The following is a 25538-nucleotide window of genomic DNA, read 5'->3' on the forward strand; positions in this document are numbered from 1 at the left end:
AATACCTAGACTATGCCGACTTAGAGGTTGAAGCCATTTTAGCCAACTTCTCCACCAACGCCGGCCGTCTCGCCCGCCAGCAAGCCAGCAAAACCAGCCTGAATGAAGACCCCCACCGCCAAGCCTTCCAAGAGGCGGACTATCTCCATTTTGCCGGCCATGGGGCGTTCAATTTCAACAGTCCCCTCCTGTCTCCCCTGGTGTTAGCCGGGGCGAAAGTCTCCGTCAGTGACTCAGAAGGCCGAACCCTCTCCGAGGAAACCGCCCCCTCTGAAGCGGCGGAAACTCGTTTTCTCCCCTGGCGCAAAGGCACGCAGATTGACCTGAGCAAATGTTACACTTTGGGAGAATTGTTTGAGCTGGATTTACCCACCTGTCGCCTGGTGATTCTCTCGGCTTGTGAAACCGGGTTAACGGACTTTTCCCCCGACTTGGAAGAGTATATCAGTTTGGGGCTGGGGTTTCTGTATGCGGGGGCGGCGAATGTGATTTGTAGCCTGTGGGCGGTGAATGATGTCTCGACGGCGATTTTGATGGTAAAATTGTATGAGGAAATGCAGACCCAGCCCTCGGTTGCCTTAGCCTTGAAACAGGCCCAAGAGTGGATGAGAGCAGTCACGAAGCAGGAGTTAACCGCGTGGCTGAATGAGCAGGACTCGGCGGGAAACTGTCATCCCAAGGCGAAACTCCGAGATAACTTGGGGTTAGGTTTTCAACGCCCGGATTACCGACCCTATAAACATCCTATCCATTGGGGGGCTTTTTGTGCGATCGGAATTTAACCGTAGGTTGGGTGAAGCGATAGCGCAACCCAACACCCAGCAAATAATCAATTATCAATTGTAGGTTGGGTGAAGCGATAGCGCAACCCAACACCCAGCAAATAATCAATTATCAATTGTAGGTTGGGTGAAGCGATAGCGCAACCCAACACCCAGCAAATAATCAATTATCAATTGTAGGTTGGGTGAAGCGATAGCGCAACCCAACACCCAGCAAATAATCAATTATCAATTGTAGGTTGGGTGAAGCGATAGCGCAACCCAACACCCCCCAACCCATAATCTATAGTTAGAGACTCGACCCACCTTTGAAAATCCATGACCAGCAACAGTTCATTAGAATAACGCCTAGCCGCCGTCGAAGCAGCCACCACCCCAATTATAGAACAGATTGCCCCTACTCAATCGATGAATGGGTTACGCGAAATCACCAGGTCTTTCAAGGATGAACCGGCTTTTGAGGAAATCCTAGCACTAGGACAAGCCATTCGTCGAGGGAATGAGTCTGTATTGGATGCACCGAACAGGATGGATGCTAGAATTGTAGCGATCGCACTGTCGAGGTCTATGATTTTGTTAACCCGTAATCATCGAGGTTTTAGCAAAGTGACAGGATTGGTCATAGAAGATTGGACAATAGGAAGATAAATCAACCAGACAACCATGAAAGACTCAACCGAAACCCTGCTGATGTTAGCCGAACTCCTCGAAGCTGAACCGCCAATCCTACCGCCAGAGGCTGTGCAACCCGCTCAGGAATTGGCAGCCAACTTGCAGAATCTATCTGAAGCCGATATCAATCAGGCATCAGATATGATTATAGACTGGATCGGACAATTTCCGCAAGCCCAAAATCACTTGAAAAAAGCCCGGCGACAAAGAACCCGCAAGCAAGCCGACGAACTCGAAGAAGATTCTCCCGATGAGATACAATACACAATTCCCAACTTCCAAATCATCGAAGAAACGGAAACCTTGGTGATTATTACTCCGGCTCCTAATTCCCCCCAAATCTCCTTGTTTATCTATGTTCGGGAAAGTTTGAGTCGATGGATTCAAAAAAAATAATTCCCCACACTGTTTATGCTCCCAATTTGCACCTTTTCGCGTTTCATCTGTGGCGAGGATTGACGGGGGAAACGGATTCCCTTGCGCCGCACCCGAAACAGTTATGGGAAAGGGGAGATGATATTTTAAAGGCGCTGGGTTTTACGGAACGCCTCGACATTTACGGCTACCCAGAAAACTCCCCAGAACCCCTCGGCGCGGAAATTAACCTGAATCCTAAGAACCGTCTCAACCTCACGGGAACTCTGCCTAATTCTGAATTAAAAATAACGGGTAATATCTACACCCACCGACTGAATGATAGTTATAGCTTAACGGTTAATTTGCGCCGCCCAGAACAGGAAAATGGCGATAAAGCTGCAGAGGTCAATATTTCATTTTGGCGCAATTTAAATACAGAAAGCCTGGTTTTTTTGCCCGATTTTATCAAAAGCTCGCTAGGTCAAACATTACTATTAACGGCATTTTTGCCAGTACATGAACGCACAAAAAAGCCGGAAGATTTACAAAATTTTTCCCGCAATTGCTTGGCACAGGTGATGCCTTCCCGTAAGGTTGAACGTCCACCTTTGCACAAGCTGGGTGAGTTGTTCGGTAGCCCGTTTTTTGAGTTTGGCGGTCAAGTTGTTGACGGGAATTTAGAGGGGGAAGCGCAGGTGCAACCCCATATCATCATCTTCCTGTTTCGGGACGATTTAGCCAGTGAAAAGTTCATCGATGCTTATCGCCAATTTATCAATCTATTTTACTATCGAAATAAGGTGCTTTCCGCCTACCGGGAAACGCGGACACTGTACCGCAAAACCTACAGCGCCTATACACAGTTAGAGCATAAAGTCAAGTCTTTTAAGCAAGAATTAACCCAAAATGAAACCCGTCTAGGGTTGACTGAGGCGCAACTGGAAGACCTGAAAAAGGTGTTAAAGGAATTGGCGGCGTTAGATTTGGAATATGCGCGACTGTTGCGAAACTATAAGCATTGTCGCAATACGATTAGCATCAATACGAAAAACTATCAGGTAACATTGACGGAGATTTTTAAGATCCTCCAAGAGAAGGGTTATGATTTACAACAGCAGGAAATGGATGTTTTCGGGGAGTTTAGCGATCGCACTTCTCCCTATTTCCAAACCCGCATAGGGGACGAACTTAACTACTTTGTGGAAGGTTCGAGTTTAGCGGATAAAGCGATCGCCTCAATTCGTGGTATAGTGGAGATTGAACAAACCCAACGCGATCGCACCCGCCAACAACAAAACCAACAACTCCAAGACGAAATTCAGGCTTGGGGTGTAGCCATTGGGACGGGAGCCATTATCGCTTCAACTTCCGGGTTAATGTTTGAAGAACCGAGGATTTTTCCCCAACCAGAAAATGGCGGGGGAATTTCCCATCCTTTTGCGATCGCTCTTTTCGCCAGTTTTGCAGGTGCTATTCTTGGCTGGGGTGGGACTAAATTTCTCATCTGGTTGAGTCGTCGGAAAGGGTTTCCTTTTCGTTAGCTGGTGGGGGTCAAATAGGAGCGCTCGCCAAATAAAATACTATTTTCTACCATCGAAATAAGTCTGAAAAACCGCCTTAGCAATAGGCGCGGCGGATACAGAACCATAACCACCTCTTTCCACCAAAACAGCGATCGCAATTTCTGGTTTATCAGCAGGTCCAAAGGCGACATACATAGAGTTGTTGGGGTGTCCGGGAATTTCTACCGTTCCAGTTTTCCCTCCGGTTAAAGGAATAGAACCATCATTCAAAATTCTAGCAGTTCCCTCCTTAACCGTATCAATTAACCCCTGTCGGACCACATTTAAACTACCCGCCGAAATCGAAGTTTTAATGGGTTTAGTTTCATCGGTATTAGTTTGGGAAGCCAACAGGTGAGGCTGTACTCGATAGCCGCCATTCGCCACCGTACTGGTCATAACCGCCAATTCTAAGGGAGTAGCTAAAACCAACCCCTGACCGATCGCCATAGTCACAGTATCTCCCGTGTACCAAGGCTCATTATACCATGCTTGTTTTTCCTCTGGGGTAGGGATTTGACCATGATTAGCACCATCAAGTCCCAATAAATCCAAATTAATAGTGCCACCAATACCTAATTCTTTCCCCCATTTAGCAATTTGATGAGGTCCGGCTGCCATTCCCACCTGATAAAAAAAGGTATTACTACTAACAGCCAGTGCCTTTCTAAATCCAATAGTACCATAACCACTATTACTATGCTCATGAAAACTCACCCCACCAATGGTAATAGCCGCCGCAGTGGGTACAGTTGAATTAGGGGAAAATTTCCCCGATTCTATACCAGCGATCGCCGTAACAATTTTAAAGGTACTACCAGAGGGGTAGCCCTGTACAGCCCTATTTAACATAGGATTCTCGCCGCTTTGTAATTGTTCCCATTGTTGTGCAGTCATCGGACCAGAGAATATATTAGGATTGAAGCTAGGATGACTAACCATAGCCAAAATCGCGCCAGTTTTGACATCTAAGACTACTACCGCACCAGAGCGATCGCCTAAAGCCGTTTCCGCAGTTTTTTGTAGTGCGAAATCTAAAGTTAGCTGAAGTGGCTGACCAGGTTCAGGTGTTTGAATACCTAACTCCTGAATTTCTTCTCCCTGGGAATTAACCTCAATTAATCGATTTCCCCACACTCCCTCAAGGGAAGAGTTAGCTATACGTTCTATCCCCATTTTCCCGGTTAGCATTCCCATAGGGTATTGAGGATTAGCCTTTAATTCTTGTAAACTAGCAGCGCCAATATATCCTAAAATATGGGAAGCCAGATGATTGTGTGGATAATAACGTTGAGACTCCCCGCGAACTTCTACCCCTTTAAAATACTCAGAACGTTCGGCGAGAGCAATAAACATTCCCGGGCTAATATCCTGTTTAATTAGCACAAAAAGATGGGAATTATAGCCCTGATTTTCGATAAGATTAATAATTTCTTGTGGAGTGATATCAAGAATCGGACCCAGTTGGGTAGCAATTTCCTGCCACTGTTGGGGTGACTGTTCCCTAGGCCAAATATAAACTGATCGCGCCAAACGACTGCGGGTGAGTCTTTGATTATGGCGATCGAAAATTTCGCCTCGTTTTGCCGGAATAGGAACTAGGCGAAGTCGGTTATTTTCCGCTCTGTCCCAATTGATAGATCCTTGAATCAATTGTAAATTAGCGAGTTGAACAGTGTACAAACAAAATCCGGCAGTAATCAACAACAGCAGGATAATACCACGATGCAGACGGCCACGGTAAGACTGATGCCGCTGCGGTTTATCAGAAATATATTGATTGTGAGGGGTAAACGGAGATTCACCAGCCATAGTTATCCTATCCAATGACCTACCTTTTATTTTTCAAAAGTGGTGTCATGAATCCGGAAAATCTATAGGCTGATTATTCCGTCGTGTAAACCTAAGGAGCAAATTGTTGTTCTTCCATGGTGACAGGTTGTTCCGCATTTTTCTTAGAGATAATAGGGTCTAGGGGAGTTTCCACAGGAGGACTAGCGCTAGGCTTTAGAGAAGTGGAAGCATTAACAATACCACCGGAGACGATAATTTTGAATGCTTCTTCTACCGATAGGGATAAGTCGATCGCTTCATGGCGGGGAACAATAGCATACCAGCCACTGGTAGGGTTAGGAGTAGTCGGCACAAAAACACCAATCATATCTTCCGATAGGTGAGATTGAATGGTAGAGTCTGCTGATCCGGTCACGAAAGCCAGAGTCCAGACTCCCCGTCGGGGATATTCTATCAGAACCACCCGCCGAAACTTATCATTGGAGTCTCTGAGTAGAGTTTCCAGAAGTTGTTTGAGGGTTTTGTAAACTGACCCCGCCAAGGGAATGCCTTGTAAAATCTGTTCACTGAGGTTAAGTAACCACTGACCAGCGATATTTCTAGCCATCAGACCAATGAACAGAATACCCATTAATGGAACGGCTAACCCCACTAAAATATTAAGTAGATTGACCAGAATAGGATTAAGGCCATCAAAGGGGTTAACTTGTTTAGGAATGCGGGTGAGAAATTTAATCACCGCTGTAGCCACGGTAATACTAAGCCAGATAGTTGTCGCGAGGGGAATTACCACCAGCAACCCGGCAATTAAATCATTTTTTAAATCATGTTTGAAGTTTTGGAACACGGGGGTTCACTCTCCTGTTGACTAAAATGATGGGTTGGGAAAAATGGCGACTGCTTACCCAAAATGGGTGAGGGGACTGGCTGACTGAATCCGACCAAGAAGCCCAGGAGTTTTTGAGCCTATAACATTCGTTTTCGCTGTCGGTGGTTAGCAACGGATTCAACTAATCCCATGGCTAGAAAATTACTTAGGAGTGCCGATCGCCCATAGCTTAGAAATGGTAAAGGGATACCTGTAACTGGTGCTAGTCCGATATTCATGCCAATATTTACAAATACTTGGAATATCAACATTGACAATACCCCGATCGCAATTAAGGAGCCAAAACTATCCTTAGCAGTTTGGGCAATAATCACCAATCGCAGGCAAATTATCCAGAATACCGCCAAAACAATAATACAACCTATAAACCCCAATTCTTCCCCAATGGCAGAAAAGATAAAGTCGGTATGCTGTTCGGGAATAAAATCTAGCTGAGTTTGAGTGCCCTGATACAAACCTCGGCCATATAACTGTCCCGAACCAATGGCAATGCGAGATTGAATTAAGTGGTATCCTGCTCCTAGGGGGTCTTGCTCTGGGTTTAAAAATCCAATCAGTCGCTGTTTTTGATAATCTTGCAGAAACCCCCATAAAATATCTCCTAATTTTCCGGCTCCCAAATTCATACCCAAGGCTAGAGGTCCGGTCACACAGCGCCAAGGTAAACTCCACCAGCCGACAAACCCCATGGCTACAGCCCAAATAATTCCAGCAGGTTGATAGACTGTGGTTAAAATAGCTGCACAAATGGGGGACAATAACAGGATTAACCAACCGGGATGGACATTGCCCCAATACAACATTCCCAGGGTAATCATACCAAAGACGAGGGAGGTTCCTAGGTTGGGTTCAATTAATACTAACGCCCAGGGAACGGCGGCGATAATCAGCATTTTGATGGTGTCTGGAATACTGGGTATCTTGACCTCGTGCAGAAGTGCTGCCAAAACAATAATTATCCCCACCTTGGCAAATTCGGAGGGCTGGACGTGAAAACCACCAATATTAATCCAGCGTTGGGCTCCTAGGGCTGTGGTTCCGATAAATTGAACGGCAATCAGCGATAGGTTAACGATAATATAAACTATCCATTTCCAGTCGATTAGTCTTTCATAGTTACTCCTGGCAATTATCATCGCTAGGATTAACCCTATACCTCCGGTGATCCAGTGTTGCCACCAGTCTGTCAGTCCTTGGTTGATTTCTACGCTACGGATCATGATGCCGCCTAACGCGGTGAGGGCGACACAGGCGAGTAATAAAAACCAGTCTATTTCTGCCCAAGGTGCTAGGGGCGATCGCCTATAACTTTTTAATCTGGCTCTGAAAAACATATAATTTGGCGCTTGTTTAACTGTTTAACTTTAACCTACCCATGGAAACAGGTACAATCAAATCACTCAGGTATCAACCCTTTTTGATGGGTTCATAGAGATATTCAAAGGCGTTACCGTCGGGGTCGCGACCGTAAAAGGAAGCGGTACCGTCTCGGTGTTCGTGAATGGGGGTAATTTCTGCCCCTTGTTGTTGTAATTGCTGATAGGCTGTTTCTATTTCCGTGCGATCGCTAAAGACAAACCCAAAATGGGATCTGGCTTGGCTGTAGCCTGGACCTAGCAAGGCGAGTCCATCATCTCCCGCCTTTAAATAGGCCCAATCGCTATCTTGCCATACTAATTCCATACCCAGATTTTGGTAAAAATTGGCAGCAGTCTTAATATCTTGGACACAGATGGCCACATGACCTAGGCGTTTGAGTTGCATAATTCAGAGATTAGGGTTTATGGTTGCTATTTTACGAAGAAAGTGGGCAAAACCGCCCACTCTCCCCCACTGTCAATTACTTTAACCGGCCTTGACCAGTTCTTTGTCAGCGGTGCGATCGCTCTGGACCGGCGCACTCAAAGCCTCTTCTAGGGATGATTTCCCCAGACGTTCTTCTAGGATATCCATTACCGCCCGTCCAAAATCATTAGGGTTTCGTTTCCACGCTTCTAAACACACTTCCCCAAACAAGGACCCCAAGGGTTCTGGGTTCCATAGGAGTTTCCGGGCTGTCCAAGGCATCAAACTCATGGGATTATAATTGCGATCGAGTATACCGTTTTTAAAGGCATATTCTTCTAAATGGGTGTGGGGTTGTAAGCCAATAAAAAAGATGGCAGGTTCGACTTTATCCGCCCCAAAAATTGCCTCCAATTCCCGATGATAAGCAATGGTTTGGCGGATAGTGTCCAAGGTTTCATCAATTACATTAAACGAATAGTTAACAGACACCAAATCATTAAATCCGGCTGCTTTTAAATCGCGGCAATTTTCTAATACTACCCGCAGATTATATCCCATCCGCATTTTTCTGACTAATTCCTGTGAGCCGCTGGTGATACCGATTTCAAAATAATTCATTCCGGTTTGAACCATCAGATCACACAATTGGGGGGTGAGATTATCAGCCCGAATATAAGCCGCCCAATTGATATCATTCATGCCAGCATCAAGGATTTTTTGTAGCAGTTCGACCGCATCATCAATAAATCGACGGGCGGGGATAAATTGAGCATCTGTAAACCAGAAATTCCGAATGCCACGATGGTAAAGTTGCTTCATTTCTGCGACTACTTCATCAGCGGGATTAATCCTTACCTGTTTACCTTCAATTACGGTATAGACACAATAACAGCAGTTGTGGGGACAACCACGCTTAGTCTGAACACCGATATAAAAATCCCCGTCCTGAAAATAGTAGTCAAACTCCGGCCAAACTTCGCTGATATAATCATAGTTGCAGGCGGTTTTCTCAATATTAGTCGGTTTTTCATGAATCATGCGATCGCGTGGTTGAGTTTGTCCGACCACATAACAGCGTTCATTACTGAAGTCTTCACCCCTCAATAATTTTTCTAATAAAGCCTCTCCTTCCCCCACAGAAATAATTGTGCCATCAGGGAGACTCTCCCCTAATTGTTCATAAAACACACTCACCGCGCCGCCACCTACTAGCGCGCGCGCTTGGGGTTGATAGCGTCTGGCTCGGTTGAGTCCCTGCCGTACTAAACTGGTATTGCGCCACAGTTCGTTATAGTAGGATGCTGCTAACCGTAATCCTCCTAAAGCACCCCGCAACTTAACTAGGGGGTTTTTGGCATAGTAAAACTCAAAGGCATTTTGCAGAGGATTTCCGCCCCGTCCACCCACGGGAGCATAAATTTGGATATCCCGCCACGAAAATACTAACAGCGTCGGCTTAAACTCGTCAATGCAGGTATTGAGGGCTACACTATAGTCTAGGGGAGGAACAGTCCCTAAATCAAAGATTCGCTGTTCTACAGACCCAAATAGCTTATGTACATGGTCTGCTAGGTAAACTACCCCTATGGGGAAGATGGGGTTACAAGGGAGGCGAACGTATAGGATTTTTTGGTCCATGATTTTAAATGAGTGAATGGCTTGCTTATTAATATAACTTAACAATATAGCTGGCTGTTTTCATCTTACAATCATTAGCTGTGGCTGATGAATTTGCTGCGATCGCCTAATTTGAGCCGATTGGGTGGTTGGTCAAATATATGAGAGTGGGTGGGTTCAAGGAAAAAATCATGATCGATTGGTAGTCCGGATTACAACCAATAGCGATCGCAAAGTGTTAGTTTGGCTGTATACCAAACTCATATTGCAATACTCCTTAACATGGCTCAAATTCTTGATCCCCTACCCTATAACAGTCCTGGCCGAGTTCTCTGCTGCTACGTTAACGCTACTAGCAATATTCAGATTGCCAGAATTAGCAATGTCCCTAATTGGTATTTTGAGCGGGTGGTGTTTCCCGGTCAGCGTTTAGTGTTTGAAGCTATACCAGAAGCACTTTTAGAGATTCACACAGGAAAAATGGCTAGTTCCATTCTATCCGATAAGATTCCCTGCGATCGTCTGCAAATTGACCAAGAACTCCCAGCCATTGATGAAGTCCACCCCAGTGCCGCCGCTATAGCTTACCATGAAAGGGTCACAGGTCGCAGTTCTGGAGCCAATCCCTCAGTTTTGACAACTCCCGCTTTGAGTTCTGTTGATTAACCAGTCGGGTGCGTCAGACCCAGATAATCGGAATCATCACCAGACCATGGAAAACTGACGCACCGGAGCCATATCTGAGGCACTGCAATCAACCCAATCTGATATTAATATTGTGTTGATAACAGTGAAGAACTCGTTAAAAATATGGATTCAGAAAATGTGGTTTTTCGTATTTCCCCAATTGTGCGAATAACCTTGCTAAGTTTGTATGGTGCGTTGATGATTCCTCTTCCATTCCTAGCTATCGTCGCCGATACACCCATTTCTCCCCAACTATTATGGGGAGGTATTATTTTAGGGGGTATGGCTGTCTACGGGGCGCTGAGTGAGCGAGTAGTGGTGAACGATCGCACTATTGAAGTAACCTATCCGGCGTGGGTGCGACTGTTTTGGCGGCGGGGTTGGTGTTTAAATTGGTCAGAGGTGCGATCGCTACGTCCGAGAACCACCGGACAAGGCGGATTAGTTTATTATTTCCTCAGTGAGTCCGGGGAAGGTTATTTGCTACCCATGCGAATTGCTGGCTTTGGGAAGTTAGTGGCGATCGTGCAACAAAAAACCGGAATTGATACTACTGACGTGCGGCCTTTATCTCAGCCCTGGATGTATTTAATTCTGTTCTGTTGCACTCTCCTGTTAATCCTAGTCGATATTTGGACAATTGCCAACGTCTTTAACGCTTAGGTTAAATTCTCACCTTCCCCAAGGCTGATCAGATGTATGATCAGATTATCCCCCATGCCAATATTGTCGGGTGGGAGTGTTGAATACTGAACAGAGAGAGAGTGCAATTTGATGGCATACTGGCTATTCCAAGGTAATCCCAAATATTATCGGGTGCTTGATGGTATCCGTGATTTCCAGCAAATGCCCTGGTTAGTCACCCGCTACCGTAAAGATATCAGCGTCGGCGATGGTGTATTAATTTGGAAAGCCGGAAGCGCCGCCGGAGTATATGCCATTGCGGAAGTGATTGCACCCGCAGAGCCCCTCAAAGACATTCCCGATCGCAACTACTGGATTGATAAAACTCGCTTAGGTTATAAACCCTGCGCCCAAATCAAATTCACTACCAAGCTCTTAGATAACCCCCTACTGCGGTCCGACTGTAAACAAGATCCCATCCTCCAAACCCTGTTAGTAATTCGTGCCCCCAACAGTACCAATTTTAAAGTTACAGATGAACAATGGCGGCGAGTCCATGAGTTAACCGGTGGAAATTGATGTTAAAACTTCAGCAGGTCTCTGTCAAATCTCCCATTATCCTTAAACCCCTCTTGCTGGATATTTCTACCTGTGTTCAACCAGGCGATCGCATTGCTTTAATGGGAGTTTCTGGGTCGGGGAAAAGTCTGTTGTTGCGATTAATTAATGGGTTAATCTCTCCCTGTAGTGGTTCTCTGTATTTCGGGGATACTAATTATCAAAATATTGACCCGGTTTCCTTACGCCAAAAAATCACCTTGGTTTTACCGGAAACTAGACTTTTGGGGATGACCGTTTATGAAGCGATCGCTTACCCCTTACGGTTGCGAAAAATCCCTAAAGATGAAATCACAACACGGGTTAATCTCTGGTTAGAAAGGTTAGCAATTCCCCCCGATATTCTACCCCTAACCGACGTGCAACTTTCCAGCCGACAGCAACAATGGATATCTCTGGCTAGGGGTTTAGTTATTCAACCGGATATCCTACTATTAGATGAACCGACGGCTAACCTTAACCGACAACAGCAACAGTCTTTGGCACAAATTTTAACCGATTTTTATCGGGGTGAAAATATGGCGATCGTCGCTACCCATGACACTGATTTTGCGCGTCAGTTCGCCACTAGGGTTTGGTATCTTCACGGCGGAGAGTTGGTTAATGACCTGCCAGTAGAACAAGTCAATTGGGCTCAATTTACTGAGGTTTTACACTCTCAAAAAACCGCAGTTGCTCAAGAGTGGGATAATCTCTAATCAGCAATTATTCCCCCAAATATGTCTGGTCCGAAAATCCCCAAATCGCATAAGTTTTGCTAATTCATCCCGCCAGATAAATTTAATCTTCCAAAGATTGTTAAGAATTATTACAATTTTATCGCGAATAGCTGTCAAAAAGTTGACGAGATTATGGGGGTTGTGCTACCATCAAATAAATCGCACCCAAGGGGTTACTATGTCTACTTGCAAAAATACAGGCTAAAACCCCGATTCTGTCGCGAAAAAAGTTATTCTCCCAGCACAAATAAAAAATCACGATGCACGAGTTTTTGGTGGAGAGGCGATCGCCTTTTTTTACCCCCCTTGACAAAAACGACATTTTGTGAATAGTAAGGGAGCCGAAAGGGGGAAAAGGTTACTGGGAGGGCTGTATAGGGTAATCTTCAATGGTTGATGATTAATTGCGATCGCACTCTTCACCCCTTCACTCCAGCCCGTACCTTCCGGTTGAACTTTCCCCCCCCAGAGTGTTTTAGAAAACTTCTCAGGCTGAACTATCCAGTCGGGGGAAACAGTTAAAAGCCGCCGGAATTTATGATATTTAGGCACTGGGTATGATGACTTTGATTTCAGTCTGCCAATTAAAATCATCTGCATTAAATGTATATAGTTTGCTCAGTTGATGCCATAGATATCACTTCTGGCGATCGCGTCCTTTGCGCCAATATCGGCTACCAACCAATCAAATTCTCGTTCGAGTTCTTCCAATTCTTTTCTGTCGATATTTTGGGGATGGGTTAAATAGGGGGAAAATGAATCCTTCTGTCGGGCTACCAACTTGAACGCCGCCACAACTTCTTCGATAACGGTAATTTGTTGGGGCGTGAGACCGCTTACATCAATTATTTTAGGGTTCATCGCGGGTTAGGAAATGCCGAAAATTACACATTTATTATGGTAGCAGTTCTCCGCCAGGGTGGGAACTATCAATCCCATCATAGCGATCGCACCTCGGTAGTTATTTTGACTCATCTCTGTCTCCGCTGGTCCGCCCATTACATAACTTTTGCTAATTCATACCGCCAGATAAATTTAATCTTCTCAAGATTGTTAAGAATTGTTACGATTTTATCGCGAATTGCTCTCAAAAAGTTGACGAGATTATGGGGGTTGTGCTACCATCAAATAAATCGCACCCAAGGGGTTACTATGTCTACTTGCCAAAATACAGGCTAAAACCCCGATTCTGTCGCGAAAAAAGTTATTTTCTCAGCACAAATAAAAAATCACGATGCACGAGTTTTTGGTGGAGAGGCGATCGCCTTTTTTTACCCCCCTTGACAAAAACGACATTTTGTGAATAGCAAGGGAACCGAAAGGGGGAAAAGGTTACTGGGAGGGCTGTATAGGGTAATCTTCAATGGTTGATGATTAATTGCGATCGCACCCCCTCTACAACGCGGTTCATTCCGACAGAATTAGAGGCTTTAAACAAAACCCGATCGCCGGGTTTAAGGAATGCGAGAACCTTATCAATCATCAACTGATGAGCCTGGGGGGAAGCGAGGTCTTGAATATCAATAAAATCGACTCCCACAGCCCCCTCAGCCATAGCTTGAGCCTCAGCCAAATCCGCCAAAATAAATAAACCATCCAAATTGAGCCTTTCAGTTTCCGCCCCCACTTGCTGATGAAATTCAAGCGATCGCTCACCCAACTCCTTCATAGTCCCCAACACAGCAATATGTCGATTACCCGGAGTTTCCGCCAACAATTTTAACGCCGCCAAAGTCGATTCTAAACCGGCATTATAGGTTTCATCTAACAACATAATATCATCAGCCAGGCTATAACGTTTAGCCCGTCCTTGTGGCATTTGAAGGGATAAGCCAGTGCTGATGGGTGCATAAAGTTCTTCGGCGGAAATCTCCCAACCAGCGATCGCCCTAAGCACCGCCAAAGCCGCCAAAAAATTCGAGGCATTATGAGACCCTGGTAAGGGTAAAGGTAAATCAATTCCCTCCACCCGGATAGTTTCATGTCCTAATAATTCACCCTGTAAAATTCCCCCCTCCAAACCATAGGTAATAGTTGTTCCCGCCCAAACCTGAGTGGCTGTTGACATGAGGCGGCGGTTATCATGATTAAGCACAGCGATTGATGTATCCGGCATTTCCGCCAGCAATTCACACTTAGCACGAGCGATCGCATCTTCCGAACCCAAGCGGCCGATATGAGCAGTTCCCACATTCACAATTACCCCCACAGTAGGACGGGTTATGCGAGTTAAATCCGCAATTTCTCCCGGTCCGCGCATAGCCATTTCAATGACAGCAAAATCATGATCAGAGCGCAATTCTAGGAGAGTTTTCGGGACTCCTATTTCGTTGTTGTAATTACCGAAGGTTTTGTGAACCTTACCATGATGAGAAAGTACAGCGGAAATGAGTTCTTTGGTAGTAGTTTTTCCCGCTGAACCCGTCACCCCAATGACAGGAATAGGAAAGCGATCGCGCCAACTGCGTCCCAGGGTCTGATAAGCCTGTAAAGTATCAGCCACTGGAATTAAGGGAAATTCCGAGTGAGAAACAGCAAATTCCCGACTAACCACCGCACAAAGGGCTCCTTTAGCGATCGCCGCCGCCACAAAATCATGTCCATCAAAGCGATCGCCCGGCAATGCCACAAACACCTCTCCCCGTTGGAGGTTACGAGTATCAGTTGTGATACCAATCACCGGGAAGTTAGCAGACGCATCACAGGATACTTCCCCATTTATTGTTAAAATCTGCAACAGTTGGGTCAGGGTAAACAGCTCAGACATAATTGATCGCATCTACTCCCATCAATAGGAATTAGTAACCAGAGGCAATTTTGGCAATAACCGAGAGTTATAGTCAAGATTGCCATGGCGGCATTTAGCCCAAAATCATTATAATCTTTGGGTTGAAATTCACAAAAATTGCCAACTTTTGTTAACACTCTAAAGTTTGCCATCGCAATTATACAACCCTGAGTTCAATGAATAATATACCAGGCGATCGTCATAATCGACCTACATCCCCCGAAGAACAGGAACTATATAATCACTGGCTAGAGCAGGTAGAAACCGAAAGTACAGATATCCTGTTGGAGCGCTTCCGGCTGCTTTTTATCCAAGGAACAGGCTACCCGAATCATCAGATAGTCCAATTGATGCGGAAGTTGTTACGGGCGAAACACATTGAGGGTGACTTTAATTTTATCATCAACCGATGCTGCTACATTCTGATCAACAGATGGCACACCCACCCAGAACGCCGACAAGGTATTTATCGCCTGGTTGATCTATTTGATAGCCAAAAGTCAGTTTATACTGCATCTTCTGCTATCAAGTCCCGATACATTCAGCAACTATCCTATTTAGTTAACAACTTCCGAAACAGCCCCCAGTACCAAACCATGAAACGGTTTGCTGAGGTTTTGTGTGAGCCATTACAATCTAGCCCAAGTATGATTGAGAGTCAACCCCTGAGAACCCTAATTCCCCGTTATCCATACTTATACCGATATTGTCTAATTAACGATGATAGTCCCTACGAACATCAACAAATGATTCAGACAATTAAGTTACAGAAACAGAAAAAATTTGAACTGGAATTGTCTAAATATGCCTTGTACCAAATGCGACAAAACGCCCGCACGGCGAAACCACAAGAACTGACCACTACCGCTACCATTGCTGCGACTAACCCGACACTCCTGAGCAACGAGGAGCTATTTTTTGCTCTACAGTAATTTGTGGGTAAAGTGCAAGGGTCCAATACTTATCGAGACTTAGCCCATAGGTTTATCTCCCATACCAATGATCACCAAACCTTTAGGGACTTTAAATCCGATTTGTATGAATACCTCAGTGACAACCCTTTTAAGTCCAGTTACCTGAATAGACAATTTTACGAAAAACTGTATAAGCAGTTACAAAATACTATCCCCCAAAGTGATGAGCAACCTTTTAATGAGTTCCTGATGTTGAGAACCTGTTCTCAACTGTTAAACTACCTGGTGGTAGAGAGTCCCCAAAAACCTCAGCATTTCGTGTTTATCGATCTGATCGCCAATATTGGTCCGACCTTTATGGTCAGCTTGTTACTGAAAATTGTACTGCTGTGTCGTCAGGTTAAGCCTTCCTTAGAAAAACGGTTCTCGGTGCTGTTCAACCATTATGAATCATCCTCTACCCAAGCGCTACAGTGGCTGGTGAAGGTTCTGGAAAACTTGAATGTGGCTTTGACTACCAATTTTGGCAAAGTTGACCTGTCCTTTATTCGCTAGGGGAATCAAAGAAGAGGGGGAAGAAAAGGCGATCGCATAGTGATCAAAATCATTGTTGTCGATCAGGAATTTTGTGATAGAATTGTCTGCGTGAGTCAGCTTCGGTTCTGTACTTCCCAATCGGTTACAGATCTAGTTACAGATTCTGCCTATTCTGTGTCGGCAGGTATTGCTCCGAAACTGAGTTATGTCAAGCGTGTTAATGTTGGAGTCATTCCATGTCGATATACGTCGGTAACTTGTCCTATGACGTTACCCCAGATGATTTAAGCGCAGCTTTTGCTGAATACGGAACAGTTAAACGGTCAATGATCCCTACAGACCGAGAAACTGGGCGATCTAGGGGCTTTGGCTTTGTGGAAATGTCTAGTGAAGATGAGGAGAAAGTCGCCATAGATGCCCTCGACGGGGCGGAATGGAAGGGTCGTTCTCTGAAAGTCAATAAAGCCAGACCCCGAGACAACAATAGACAGCGCGGAGGTTTTAATCGGGATTATTAGTAAAGATAAACATCAGTTTTTAGCAGCTTCAGAATAAGCCACAATATTAGAGAGACGGGTTTTGCGGAGTTAGCAGAACCCGTTTCCTTTATCGTTAAGCTGTCCTTATGCCTGGGTTTTTCTACCCATTATTTCAGATGAGCATAGATCAAGAACTAGACAATACTATTTCAACTTTTGCTGATATTGAGGCTGAGTTAAACCTGCGTCATGCTCAAGATGTCCTGCGGGACTTGGTGAAAAATCTCGACTTGACCTCCTCAGAACGTCAGGGACTCGAATCTGATCTCAGTGGCTTACAACAGATGCTTGATAAACTAGAGCATACCTCTATACAAATTGCGGTTTTTGGTATGGTGGGCCGTGGGAAATCTTCGATTTTGAATGCCCTATTGGGTCAAACGGTATTTGCTACGGGTCCCACCCATGGTATTACTCGGACCACAGAAGCTAAACCCTGGCAGGTGGAAGGCGAAAACCTCACGGGCGCAATGTCTTATCGTATTTCTCAGGTTGAACTTATTGATACACCGGGTATTGATGAGGTTGACGGTCAGACCCGCGAACAAATGGCGCGTCAGGTGGCAGAAAAAGCTGATTTATTGCTATTTGTGATTGCAGGCGATATCACCCAGGTGGAATATCAAGCCCTCTCCTGGCTGCGAGATGCCGGAAAACCAATGCTTTTGGTGTTTAATAAGATTGATCAATATCCACCTGGCGATCGCCAAGCTATTTATGAAAAAATTAGGGATGAGCGAGTGCGGGAATTGCTCTCTCCTGATGAAATTGTCATGGTAGCGGCCTGTCCCTTGGTGGCTTCGGCGGTGCGCCGCCCTGATGGTCGTTTTCAAACTCAATTGACCCGAGGGGAACCTCAAATTAATGACCTCAAATTAAAGATTCTCGATATCTTAGACCGGGAGGGTAAATCTTTAATCGCCCTTAATACTATGCTCTATGCGGAAGATGTCAATGAGCAGGTGGTGCAGCGGAAACTAGAAATTCGCGCCGATCAGGCTAATAGTGTGATCTGGAATGCTACTATTACTAAGGCAGTGGCGATCGCTCTTAATCCCCTCACCGCTATTGATTTGCTCAGTGGGGTCGCTATTGATATCACCCTGATTTTAACCTTATCGAAGCTCTACGGCATCCCTATGACCCAACGGGGAGCTTTAGATTTACTCCGGAAAATTGCCCTCGGTATGGGGGGTATTGGAGCCAGTGAACTGATTACTAATTTGGGCCTGAGTTCCCTTAAAGGCTTTCTGGGACTCACAGCCCCTGCTACCGGAGGCGCAACCCTCGCTCCCTATTTGTCTGTTGCTTTTACTCAGGCGGCGGTGGCGGGGGTCTCTACTTACGGCATTGGTCAGGTGACAACTACCTATCTGGCTAATGGGGCTTCCTGGGGAGAAGATAAGCCTAAAGCAGCAGTGAGGCGGATTCTGTTATCATTAGATGGGGCCTCTATTTTGAGTCGTATTAAGGACGAACTATGGATGAAATTAGGGTTGGAGGCATCAAATTAGCCGTAGCGTGGGTATTCTCTGTTATGGATGAACTACCTGACTTCACTCTCTAAATATGATGAGTAGTATTCCAGAGCAAACTTGGAAAGCAGATATTTTGGTGGTTGATGATCAGCCGGAAAATCTCCATCTTTTATCTTCTTTACTTCGACAAGTCGGTTATAATGTTAGACAGTCTCTTAATGCTGAGATGGCTCTAACTTCCGTTGGGGCAAAATTGCCAGATTTAATATTGCTGGATGTCCGAATACCTGGGATGAGTGGCTATGAACTATGTCGCCATTTAAAAAGTAGTGAAAATACTAGCAAAATCCCGATTATTTTTTTGAGCGCCCTTAATGATATTGACTCGATTATGGAGGGTTTTCAAGTAGGCGGTGTCGATTATATTACTAAGCCTTTTCATAACTCAGAAGTCCTGATCAGAGTTAATACACAACTGCGACTTTATCAACTCCAAAAACAACTGGAACTGCAAAATCAATCCCTCCAAGAACAGATCCGCCTCAGTCAGATATATTTACACGATCGCCAGGTGGCAGAGGCTACCTCCAAACTCTTGGAAAAAGCGATCGCTGCTACCCAAAATGGCGTGGTTATTACTGACCCTAATCAGCCCGACAATCCCATTATTTATGTGAATTTTGGGTTTGAAAGACTCACTGGTTATCCAGCCCATGAAATTCTGGGGTCTAACTGTAGGTTTCTTCAGGGAAACGAACGATATCAACCCGCCCTAGATGATATTCGACAGGCGATCGCTGAAGCCGAAGAATGCCGCGTCATTCTCAAAAACTATCGCCGAGATGGTACAATGTTCTGGAATGAATTGTTTATTTCTCCGGTGAGAAATGAACAGGGGGAATTAACTAATTTTATTGGCATTCAAACTGATGTCACCGAGCGCAAAAAGTCCGAAGAAGCCCTAGAAAGGTCAAGAATTGCCCTTAAAAAAACTAACCAAGAATTACAACGCCTCGCTCTGTATGATGACTTAACCCAAGTGGCTAACCGTCGCCGTTTTAATGAATATTTAGCCTATAATTGGCATCGCTGCAGTAGAGAACAAGAACCCATAGCTTTAATTCTCTGTGATGTAGATTATTTTAAACCATATAATGATACCTTCGGACATCAAGCCGGAGATGATTGTTTACATAAAATAGCTAGAGCCATTTCTGGCGCTATTCAACGTTCAGTAGATTTGGTGGCTCGTTATGGTGGCGAAGAATTTGCTATTATTCTCCCTAATACACCCATCAATGGTGCGGTCAAAGTCGCTGAACGTATCCGTAAACAAGTGGAAAATCTCCGTGTTCCTCACCCGGGTTCTCAAAGTAGTGATTATGTTACCGTGAGTCTGGGGGTGGCTTGCAAAATTCCCCATTCTGAGTTATCTGTAGATAGTTTAATCGCTCAGGCTGACGAGGCTCTCTATCAAGCTAAAAATCAGGGTCGGAACTGTACTGTTATCGCTGAGTCTCCCAGTTGTGAATTGTTAAAAATTGACGATAGCAACCCAATTTGTTTCCCCCACACTGCCAAGAGTACACCCTTATTGTAGAATAGGGGCTAGTTTTGTGCTGTTATTAAGATAATGTCTAGGCTATCTATTTGTACTCTCTCACCTTTAAACCTGCTCAAACGCTATGGCGCATTACCGTTTTTGATGGTAGTTGCCACTATTATCGGTTTAGAGACTTCTGTGGCTTTTCCTGAGCCGATAAAAGCTGATTCTCAACAGCAGCAAAGTCCCCTCAGCGGCACTAACAAAATTGTGGTGGTCGGAGATAGTATCACCCAAGCGGGAGGACAATATGGGGGTTATGTGTGGTTGTTCAGACGCTACCTTAATACTCTTTATCCGGGAGAGTCTATTGAGATTATTCCCTCGGGAGTTTCGGGAAATAAATCAACGGACCTAGAAGCTAGATTTCATCAGGATGTCCTCTTACACCGACCTAATTTAGTGGTGATTAATGTGGGAGTTAATGATGTGATGCAAAGTTTTCATAAATCTTCGGAATCAGAAACAGACCCATCTCCTTTAGAAATCTATCGCCAAAAATTAAGCGCTATGGTCAAGGCGGCTAGAGCTAGAAATATTCGGGTTTTGCTACTATCTCCTACGATTATTTATGAAGACTTAAATAGTCGTGAAAATATCCGTATGGTTGAATATATTAATGCTATGCGAGATGTGGCGGCTCAAAATCAAGTACAGTTTCTTGACCTACATACCCCCTTCCGCCATATTATCATGACTTATCAGCGCTATGGAGGGCGATCGCAAAATATTCTCACCCGCGACGGTATCCACCCTAACCACGCCGGACATCAAATAATGACCTATATTCTGCTGCGGGGTTTAGGGGTTCCTGAAGATAAAATCCAGCATTTAACCTTTGACTAAACCCTTAAAATATGTCGGTCAATTGTAGATAGTTAAGGGAGGGGAAAAGTCCCTAAAATGCGATCGACTCCCGTCCCTCGGCTATTCTCCCCGTCCGATACATAATCCCCATCGATATCTACTAAAATGACCCCAGCCTGGAAGTAACATTGCAGGTCGGCTTCGGGTCTGTCTTCGGAAACTAAAATATTGATATCCCCGCTTTCGATCGCACACTGAAACCGGATGTTTTTAATCTCTTCGGGATAGGTATTTAACAATTCTTCGGCATAGGGTTGAGAGTCTGGCCAACTGCTGAGAAAGCGATTTTCCTCTCCGGGAAAAGGCAGGGTAATTAGGGAACTTCCTTCTCGTGCGCCATAGTCGTCTACTTCCCGATTCCAACAAGCCAGGACTACCCGCCGCCCCCCATTACGATGTTCGTACACCTGTAGGGATAAAATGCGATCGCCTTCACAAGTTAGATTAAACTCCGGCCAAGTTTCTGATAAAGTGTGGAACAATTGATCACAACTGATGTCATGGCACGAACCCGGTATATTGCTAGGGGGGGGACTGGAGATGGCGATCGTCTCAAGAGTCAAAAATAGTGAACCCCAGACCCAAACAGACACGGGAATCAGACGGTTAAGTTTCATGGAAGTTAAGATATCGCAGTTTCTTGACTCCTGCAAGGTTTTCGATAACCAGAGAAGGCTCGGTTGAAGGTAGTCTCGATTCATGTTAGGATTGGTGTTGAAGGCTGGCATTTGATCCACAAGGGAAAAAAATTTTCGCCCGTACTGATTCCGTCAAATCAAGTGAGCTAAATATTGCTTGTAATGTACAGCATCAGGTAAGTTAGTAAATGCCGATGCTAGAGGTGTGCTGAATATACTGCACTGAGCTGAATATACTAAGGAACAGCTAAAGTAGGCTGCGTCTGGTTTTGACGACCATTGATGCTCACAAATCAGACCCGTGGCGACGCACCGCATCTCAGTAAAGGAGATTAAAGAGAGCGAGAAAGAGTTTCTCGTAATCGAGCATGGTTGCTGGATACAGCCTTTGAGAATTGCTCTCAAGAATCTCGGACCCTAAACTGCACATAGTCGATACAAAACTTAGAGGAGGTGACATTATGGTTAAACAAGAGCAAACCAAGTTCAGAACCATTCAACTCACTGAAGGTGTATTAGTTTCAACTTCCATTGAAGAATTCTGCATCCCTGCCCTACGAGCCGGGTTTTCTGGATATCCGGTTAATCCCCGTTGGAGTGGTGTCAAATTCCATGCTTGGAAAATTGGTCGCCAGATGCGCGAAGACCTATCAAAAGGTATTCTGGTAGTGCGGACTACTGATTCTATGTTGGTTTTAGCAGAAAATGAAGCTAACTTAGAAACGACAGAAACTCCATCTACATCTCAAAAATCGGGATTGATGTTTTCGACGCTGTTTCGCCGTAAAAAACGCGAGTTGACTCCAGCTTGAACAGCAGACTAGGGCGGTGTGTAACCGCCCTAAATTATGGTCTGGCAGGGGAAGCGGACTTTTTTTTGCGCGACAGGTTTGCTAGGATAGGATAGAACTAATTTTAAGCTGACTCCCAATGTCTCCTCAAACGCCTGCTGATTTAACTGTAGTTGAAGCCCAAAGACTCCTAGAACAGTTCACTTGTATGGATATCACCGCTACAGCATCTATAGATAATCCAGCAAGGGTGCGCCAAGCGTTAGTGCTTCTAGCGAATGAGTCAGAGTATCAAATGCTGGGAATTTGTGCATCTTCGCGGACAGAGGCGATAACAGCATTAAAGGAATACTTACCGAAACTGGGTTACAACGCTGAGATTAACTCGGATGAGATTCCCGATATTGAAGGCCCAGTCTATATCAAGTTTAATGGTCGCAGTGTGTCTTACCATATTAGCCCCTACCTAGAAAAGTATCGGGGGGTACTGGTTTCCTGTCAGTCTTTAGAGGAAAATGGGGTGAACGGTACTTATGGCCATTTTCCTTTAGATCTGTTTGCTACAGCCTAGTAGGGGTCTTTCCCGGTGGGGCTGAAATTATCGGGGGGTGTGGACTACTGGTTGAATGGGTGAAAACCGGGAAAAATGGTTCGGGTATCTCTGAACTGCTGGGGTGTCAAATATGAGGAATTTTAGGGCAGTATAGTAAAGAGTCCCGATAAATTGGTATAATCACAGATTTACCATCGGGGACTTGACCTAGACCGAATAGTATGACATAATGTGAAGAGATGTAAACCTAGCTAAGTTTAAAATAAGCATCTCGGGTGGCCTTAGAGTGGATGACTAAGGCTCTGACATTGAAAATGGTTGTGAGCGATCGCGGTGACTAAATTTGTAGGTGAGTCCATGGATCTCAGTATGTTGGGGTCTATGCTTTAAAATCGGACACTAAAAACCTCGTGGCGATAAAGTAAAAGGAATTTAGCTTCAGAACATCAGGACAACATATCTACCAGAAGGCAAGGCTTTCAAACAACGGATCATATTTTTTATAACGGAGGGCATATTGACTATCCTGACTGTCTATCTCACTCCTTGCTAGGGGGTCGCTGCCAGTTTATTAGCTGTTTAGGGAGGGTAAAATTGACTATGGCAACTGCTAAAACCACACAAACTGAATTAACGTCGCGGAACCCCCGCTCTGGTGCTTCCATGGATGCAGTGCGGACTTATTTGCACGAAATTGGTCGAGTGCCACTGTTGACCCGAGAAGAAGAAATCATCTACGGTAAAAAAGTACAGCAGATGATGAATCTGTTGGAAGTTCGCGATGAGTTAACGAAAGAACTCGATCGCGATCCTACTCCAGAGGAATGGTCGGCGAAGGCTGGACTGAGTGAGTCGGAAATGACTGATATCATCAATCGTGGTCGTCGTGCGAAGCAGAAAATGATTGAGGCGAATTTGCGACTGGTGGTGTCTATCGCCAAGAAGTACCAAAAACGCAATATGGAGTTTTTGGATTTGATCCAAGAGGGAACTCTGGGTTTGGAACGGGGTGTTGAGAAGTTCGACCCGATGCGAGGGTATAAGTTCTCAACTTATGCTTACTGGTGGATTCGCCAAGCGATTACCCGTGCGATCGCCCAAAACTCTCGGACTATCCGCCTGCCGATCCATATTACGGAAAAACTGAACAAAATTAAAAGAGTTCAGCGGGAATTGTTCCAGCAGTATGGTCGCAATGCCACTCCCACGGAAATTGCGAAAGCATTAGATTTGGAACCGTCTCAGATTCGGGATTATTTGTTAGCTTCCCGCCATCCGGTTTCCCTTGACCTGCGAGTTGGTGATAACCAAGATACGGAACTGCAAGATCTGCTCGAAGATGAATCGGCTTCTGCTGATAGCTATGTTACTCAACAACTGTTGCGGCAGGATCTCAAGGATATGATGGCGGATCTGACTCCCCAGCAGCGGGAAGTGTTGACTTTGCGCTACGGTCTCAACGACGGTAAGGAAATGTCTTTATCGAAAGTGGGAGTACAGATGAATATCAGTCGTGAACGGGTGCGCCAGTTGGAAAACCAGGCTTTGAACCACCTGCGTCGTCGTAAAGCCCAGGTGCGGGAATATCTGGCTTGCTAATCGATATGGATGATTAACCCGGTTTCTCCCGAAGCCGGGTTTTTCAAGGATCTAGTTGTTGTTGTTGATTAGTTTCTAGTTTGACCTGAAGTTGTCGGGCGATGGGTTGGTTAGGATTCAAATTTAGGGCGGTGGCGATCGCATCTTTAGCGGCTTGGAGTTCACCTAACTGTTGTAAAGCATAACCTCGCAGTGCCCAAGCGTTGGCATTTTCTGGCTGAATGCGAGTGGCTTGTTGATAGGCAAAAAGGGCATCTTGGTAATTTTCCAAGGCAATCAAGGCGGTTCCCATGTTATACCATCCCTGGAAAAAGTCAGGGTTAAGGATTACGGCTTCTTTGGCTGAAATGACGGCTTCAGCATACTGTTGGGCTTCCCAGAGGGCGACGCTGCGACTAGACCATAGTTCGGGGTTGTTTCGGCCTTTTTCCACTGCCATATTATAGGCTGCGATCGCCTCTTCAAAGCGTTTCAAGGAAGCCAAAATCCGACCACGATTTTGCCAAGCCTGGGCTAAATTTGGATCAAGTTCGATAGCGCGGGCGACGGACTCCAAGGCGGCTAGATAATCTTCCTGATACCAGAGGATAACGGCAGCGTTGTTCCAGGCTTGGGGATAGTCGGGTTGCAATTCGATGGCAGTGTTATTAGCAACTGTTGCGGCTTGGAGTTCTCCCTGGGCGGCGAGGGCGACTCCCAACTGGCTCCAGGCGGTGGCTGGACCCCACTGATCCCAAAAACCATCTCCTTCTAGGGCGGCTCCGCAGGCTTTTTGGGCGGCTTGATATTCTCCTAAATCGTTTAATAATTGACACTGATTAACCAGTGCGAAGGAATAATCAGAACGCAGTCTGATGGCTTGTTCGTAGGCGTTCAGGGCTTCGCTAAGGCGGTTGAGGGAGGTTAAAGCAAACCCCATAGCAGCCCAGAGAGTGGGGTCTTCTTGGTTCAAACTCAGGGCGCGTTGAAAAGATGTCTTTGCCTGTTCATAATCTGCTAAATTCAGATAGGCAAATCCCTGATATTTCCAGGCGATATCGGGGCTGATTTCCCCCCAGTTGTTATCAATTTCCAGGGCTCTCTCGCAGGAGGCGATCGCTTTATAGGGTTGGTCTAAGTGAT

Annotated in this window: 26 protein-coding genes; 17 read left to right on the forward strand and 9 right to left on the reverse strand. The window is 45.3% G+C overall.

The annotated features are described in order from the left end of the window. The 4 genes from B9T16_RS11530 to B9T16_RS11545 form a co-directional block, all read left to right on the forward strand. Positions 1-782: CHAT domain-containing protein (locus B9T16_RS11530; RefSeq protein ID WP_410244814.1), on the forward strand; the 782-nt coding region annotated here is incomplete at its 5' end. 408 nt (positions 783-1190) lie between these two features. Beyond that, on the forward strand, positions 1191-1430 hold the full coding sequence (locus tag B9T16_RS11535; RefSeq protein WP_006617645.1) for a hypothetical protein: 240 nt from the start codon (positions 1191-1193) through the stop codon (positions 1428-1430). Between the two features lie 15 nt (positions 1431-1445). Then, the gene (locus B9T16_RS11540; RefSeq protein WP_006617646.1) at positions 1446-1850 is read left to right on the forward strand and encodes a hypothetical protein; all 405 of its coding nucleotides are present in this window, start codon (positions 1446-1448) and stop codon (positions 1848-1850) included. Next, entirely contained in the window at positions 1832-3352 is a 1521-nt protein-coding gene (locus B9T16_RS11545) for a hypothetical protein (RefSeq protein ID WP_410244815.1), read from the forward strand. The genes B9T16_RS11540 and B9T16_RS11545 overlap by 19 nt, the downstream gene beginning before the upstream one ends. 39 nt (positions 3353-3391) lie before the next feature. Here the strand turns inward: B9T16_RS11545 and mrdA are convergent, their stop codons facing one another. The 5 genes from mrdA to B9T16_RS11570 all read right to left on the reverse strand — a co-directional run bounded on the left by mrdA (position 3392) and on the right by B9T16_RS11570 (position 9482). Further along, entirely contained in the window at positions 3392-5185 is a 1794-nt protein-coding gene (mrdA, locus tag B9T16_RS11550; RefSeq protein ID WP_410244816.1) for a penicillin-binding protein 2, read from the reverse strand. 91 nt (positions 5186-5276) lie between these two features. After that, positions 5277-6014 (reverse strand): DUF502 domain-containing protein, encoded by a 738-nt coding sequence (locus B9T16_RS11555; protein WP_410244817.1) that lies wholly within the window; start codon positions 6012-6014, stop codon positions 5277-5279. Positions 6015-6133: 119 nt separating this feature from the next. After that, positions 6134-7390: a rod shape-determining protein RodA gene (gene rodA / locus B9T16_RS11560; protein WP_410244818.1), complete on the reverse strand. Its 1257-nt coding sequence runs from the start codon at positions 7388-7390 to the stop codon at positions 6134-6136. A 73-nt stretch (positions 7391-7463) separates the two neighbouring features. Further along, entirely contained in the window at positions 7464-7820 is a 357-nt protein-coding gene (locus tag B9T16_RS11565) for a VOC family protein (protein WP_410244819.1), read from the reverse strand. A gap of 81 nt (positions 7821-7901) precedes the next feature. Then, complete coding sequence (locus tag B9T16_RS11570) at positions 7902-9482, reverse strand: photosystem II high light acclimation radical SAM protein (protein ID WP_317271057.1); 1581 nt, start codon at positions 9480-9482, stop codon at positions 7902-7904. A 261-nt stretch (positions 9483-9743) separates the two neighbouring features. On the opposite strand from B9T16_RS11570, the gene B9T16_RS11575 reads away from it, so the two are divergent. From B9T16_RS11575 to B9T16_RS11590, 4 genes are all read left to right on the forward strand, one after another. Beyond that, the gene (locus B9T16_RS11575) at positions 9744-10127 is read left to right on the forward strand and encodes a DUF1830 domain-containing protein (RefSeq protein ID WP_006617653.1); all 384 of its coding nucleotides are present in this window, start codon (positions 9744-9746) and stop codon (positions 10125-10127) included. A gap of 144 nt (positions 10128-10271) precedes the next feature. Then, entirely contained in the window at positions 10272-10811 is a 540-nt protein-coding gene (locus B9T16_RS11580) for a hypothetical protein (protein WP_006617654.1), read from the forward strand. 111 nt (positions 10812-10922) lie between these two features. Next, positions 10923-11351, forward strand: a complete 429-nt coding sequence (locus B9T16_RS11585) for an EVE domain-containing protein (protein WP_006617655.1) — start codon at positions 10923-10925, stop codon at positions 11349-11351. After that, positions 11351-12088 (forward strand): ATP-binding cassette domain-containing protein, encoded by a 738-nt coding sequence (locus B9T16_RS11590; RefSeq protein ID WP_410244820.1) that lies wholly within the window; start codon positions 11351-11353, stop codon positions 12086-12088. The genes B9T16_RS11585 and B9T16_RS11590 overlap by 1 nt, the downstream gene beginning before the upstream one ends. 639 nt (positions 12089-12727) lie before the next feature. Here the strand turns inward: B9T16_RS11590 and B9T16_RS11595 are convergent. Together B9T16_RS11595 and murF are read right to left on the reverse strand one after the other, a co-directional pair. Further along, a complete protein-coding gene (locus B9T16_RS11595) occupies positions 12728-12970 on the reverse strand; it encodes a hypothetical protein (protein WP_006615839.1) in 243 nt (80 codons plus the stop codon). A gap of 499 nt (positions 12971-13469) precedes the next feature. Next, positions 13470-14876: a UDP-N-acetylmuramoyl-tripeptide--D-alanyl-D-alanine ligase gene (gene murF / locus B9T16_RS11600; protein WP_410244821.1), complete on the reverse strand. Its 1407-nt coding sequence runs from the start codon at positions 14874-14876 to the stop codon at positions 13470-13472. A gap of 197 nt (positions 14877-15073) precedes the next feature. Between murF and B9T16_RS11605 the strand changes: the two genes are divergently transcribed. From B9T16_RS11605 to B9T16_RS11630, 6 genes are all read left to right on the forward strand, one after another. Next, on the forward strand, positions 15074-15829 hold the full coding sequence (locus B9T16_RS11605) for a hypothetical protein (RefSeq protein ID WP_315642758.1): 756 nt from the start codon (positions 15074-15076) through the stop codon (positions 15827-15829). A 12-nt stretch (positions 15830-15841) separates the two neighbouring features. Then, on the forward strand, positions 15842-16366 hold the full coding sequence (locus B9T16_RS11610) for a hypothetical protein (protein ID WP_315642757.1): 525 nt from the start codon (positions 15842-15844) through the stop codon (positions 16364-16366). Between the two features lie 218 nt (positions 16367-16584). Then, entirely contained in the window at positions 16585-16866 is a 282-nt protein-coding gene (locus tag B9T16_RS11615; protein WP_006618141.1) for an RNA recognition motif domain-containing protein, read from the forward strand. Between the two features lie 137 nt (positions 16867-17003). Beyond that, complete coding sequence (locus B9T16_RS11620) at positions 17004-18401, forward strand: GTP-binding protein (RefSeq protein WP_006618142.1); 1398 nt, start codon at positions 17004-17006, stop codon at positions 18399-18401. 55 nt (positions 18402-18456) lie between these two features. After that, positions 18457-19965 (forward strand): diguanylate cyclase domain-containing protein, encoded by a 1509-nt coding sequence (locus B9T16_RS11625; RefSeq protein ID WP_410244822.1) that lies wholly within the window; start codon positions 18457-18459, stop codon positions 19963-19965. Positions 19966-19998: 33 nt separating this feature from the next. Then, positions 19999-20814 (forward strand): SGNH/GDSL hydrolase family protein, encoded by an 816-nt coding sequence (locus tag B9T16_RS11630; protein ID WP_014274581.1) that lies wholly within the window; start codon positions 19999-20001, stop codon positions 20812-20814. A gap of 32 nt (positions 20815-20846) precedes the next feature. Here B9T16_RS11630 and B9T16_RS11635 read toward each other — a convergent pair whose 3' ends face one another. After that, positions 20847-21563, reverse strand: coding sequence for a hypothetical protein (locus B9T16_RS11635; RefSeq protein WP_235181448.1), 717 nt, complete (start codon positions 21561-21563; stop codon positions 20847-20849). Positions 21564-21934: 371 nt separating this feature from the next. On the opposite strand from B9T16_RS11635, the gene B9T16_RS11640 reads away from it, so the two are divergent. From B9T16_RS11640 to B9T16_RS11650, 3 genes are all read left to right on the forward strand, one after another. Beyond that, positions 21935-22285 carry a hypothetical protein gene (locus B9T16_RS11640; RefSeq protein WP_410244823.1) on the forward strand — a complete coding sequence of 117 codons (351 nt, stop codon included), beginning with the start codon at positions 21935-21937 and terminating at the stop codon, positions 22283-22285. A gap of 118 nt (positions 22286-22403) precedes the next feature. Then, positions 22404-22835, forward strand: a complete 432-nt coding sequence (locus tag B9T16_RS11645) for a DUF1824 family protein (RefSeq protein ID WP_152088346.1) — start codon at positions 22404-22406, stop codon at positions 22833-22835. Between the two features lie 582 nt (positions 22836-23417). Then, complete coding sequence (locus B9T16_RS11650) at positions 23418-24416, forward strand: RNA polymerase sigma factor, RpoD/SigA family (RefSeq protein ID WP_006618148.1); 999 nt, start codon at positions 23418-23420, stop codon at positions 24414-24416. A gap of 43 nt (positions 24417-24459) precedes the next feature. Here B9T16_RS11650 and B9T16_RS11655 read toward each other — a convergent pair. Beyond that, the coding region (locus tag B9T16_RS11655; RefSeq protein WP_410244824.1) for a tetratricopeptide repeat protein at positions 24460-25538 on the reverse strand (1079 nt) is incomplete at its 5' end.

Origin of the sequence: Arthrospira sp. PCC 8006 (assembly GCF_046480465.1) — a bacterium.
Lineage (GTDB): Bacteria > Cyanobacteriota > Cyanobacteriia > Cyanobacteriales > Microcoleaceae > Limnospira > Limnospira platensis.

Excerpts from the sequence above, each read along its gene's own strand:
- B9T16_RS11535 (WP_006617645.1), top strand. The coding sequence starts at position 1,191 with ATGAATGGGTTACGCGAAATCACCAGGTCTTTCAAGGATGAACCGGCT.
- B9T16_RS11540 (WP_006617646.1), top strand. The coding sequence starts at position 1,446 with ATGAAAGACTCAACCGAAACCCTGCTGATGTTAGCCGAACTCCTCGAA.
- B9T16_RS11545 (WP_410244815.1), top strand. The coding sequence starts at position 1,832 with ATGGATTCAAAAAAAATAATTCCCCACACTGTTTATGCTCCCAATTTG.
- mrdA (WP_410244816.1), bottom strand. The coding sequence starts at position 5,185 with ATGGCTGGTGAATCTCCGTTTACCCCTCACAATCAATATATTTCTGAT.
- rodA (WP_410244818.1), bottom strand. The coding sequence starts at position 7,390 with ATGTTTTTCAGAGCCAGATTAAAAAGTTATAGGCGATCGCCCCTAGCA.
- B9T16_RS11565 (WP_410244819.1), bottom strand. The coding sequence starts at position 7,820 with ATGCAACTCAAACGCCTAGGTCATGTGGCCATCTGTGTCCAAGATATT.
- B9T16_RS11570 (WP_317271057.1), bottom strand. The coding sequence starts at position 9,482 with ATGGACCAAAAAATCCTATACGTTCGCCTCCCTTGTAACCCCATCTTC.
- B9T16_RS11575 (WP_006617653.1), top strand. The coding sequence starts at position 9,744 with ATGGCTCAAATTCTTGATCCCCTACCCTATAACAGTCCTGGCCGAGTT.
- B9T16_RS11580 (WP_006617654.1), top strand. The coding sequence starts at position 10,272 with ATGGATTCAGAAAATGTGGTTTTTCGTATTTCCCCAATTGTGCGAATA.
- B9T16_RS11585 (WP_006617655.1), top strand. The coding sequence starts at position 10,923 with ATGGCATACTGGCTATTCCAAGGTAATCCCAAATATTATCGGGTGCTT.
- B9T16_RS11590 (WP_410244820.1), top strand. The coding sequence starts at position 11,351 with ATGTTAAAACTTCAGCAGGTCTCTGTCAAATCTCCCATTATCCTTAAA.
- B9T16_RS11595 (WP_006615839.1), bottom strand. The coding sequence starts at position 12,970 with ATGAACCCTAAAATAATTGATGTAAGCGGTCTCACGCCCCAACAAATT.
- murF (WP_410244821.1), bottom strand. The coding sequence starts at position 14,876 with ATGTCTGAGCTGTTTACCCTGACCCAACTGTTGCAGATTTTAACAATA.
- B9T16_RS11605 (WP_315642758.1), top strand. The coding sequence starts at position 15,074 with ATGAATAATATACCAGGCGATCGTCATAATCGACCTACATCCCCCGAA.
- B9T16_RS11615 (WP_006618141.1), top strand. The coding sequence starts at position 16,585 with ATGTCGATATACGTCGGTAACTTGTCCTATGACGTTACCCCAGATGAT.
- B9T16_RS11620 (WP_006618142.1), top strand. The coding sequence starts at position 17,004 with ATGAGCATAGATCAAGAACTAGACAATACTATTTCAACTTTTGCTGAT.
- B9T16_RS11625 (WP_410244822.1), top strand. The coding sequence starts at position 18,457 with ATGATGAGTAGTATTCCAGAGCAAACTTGGAAAGCAGATATTTTGGTG.
- B9T16_RS11630 (WP_014274581.1), top strand. The coding sequence starts at position 19,999 with ATGTCTAGGCTATCTATTTGTACTCTCTCACCTTTAAACCTGCTCAAA.
- B9T16_RS11635 (WP_235181448.1), bottom strand. The coding sequence starts at position 21,563 with ATGCCAGCCTTCAACACCAATCCTAACATGAATCGAGACTACCTTCAA.
- B9T16_RS11640 (WP_410244823.1), top strand. The coding sequence starts at position 21,935 with ATGGTTAAACAAGAGCAAACCAAGTTCAGAACCATTCAACTCACTGAA.
- B9T16_RS11645 (WP_152088346.1), top strand. The coding sequence starts at position 22,404 with ATGTCTCCTCAAACGCCTGCTGATTTAACTGTAGTTGAAGCCCAAAGA.
- B9T16_RS11650 (WP_006618148.1), top strand. The coding sequence starts at position 23,418 with ATGGCAACTGCTAAAACCACACAAACTGAATTAACGTCGCGGAACCCC.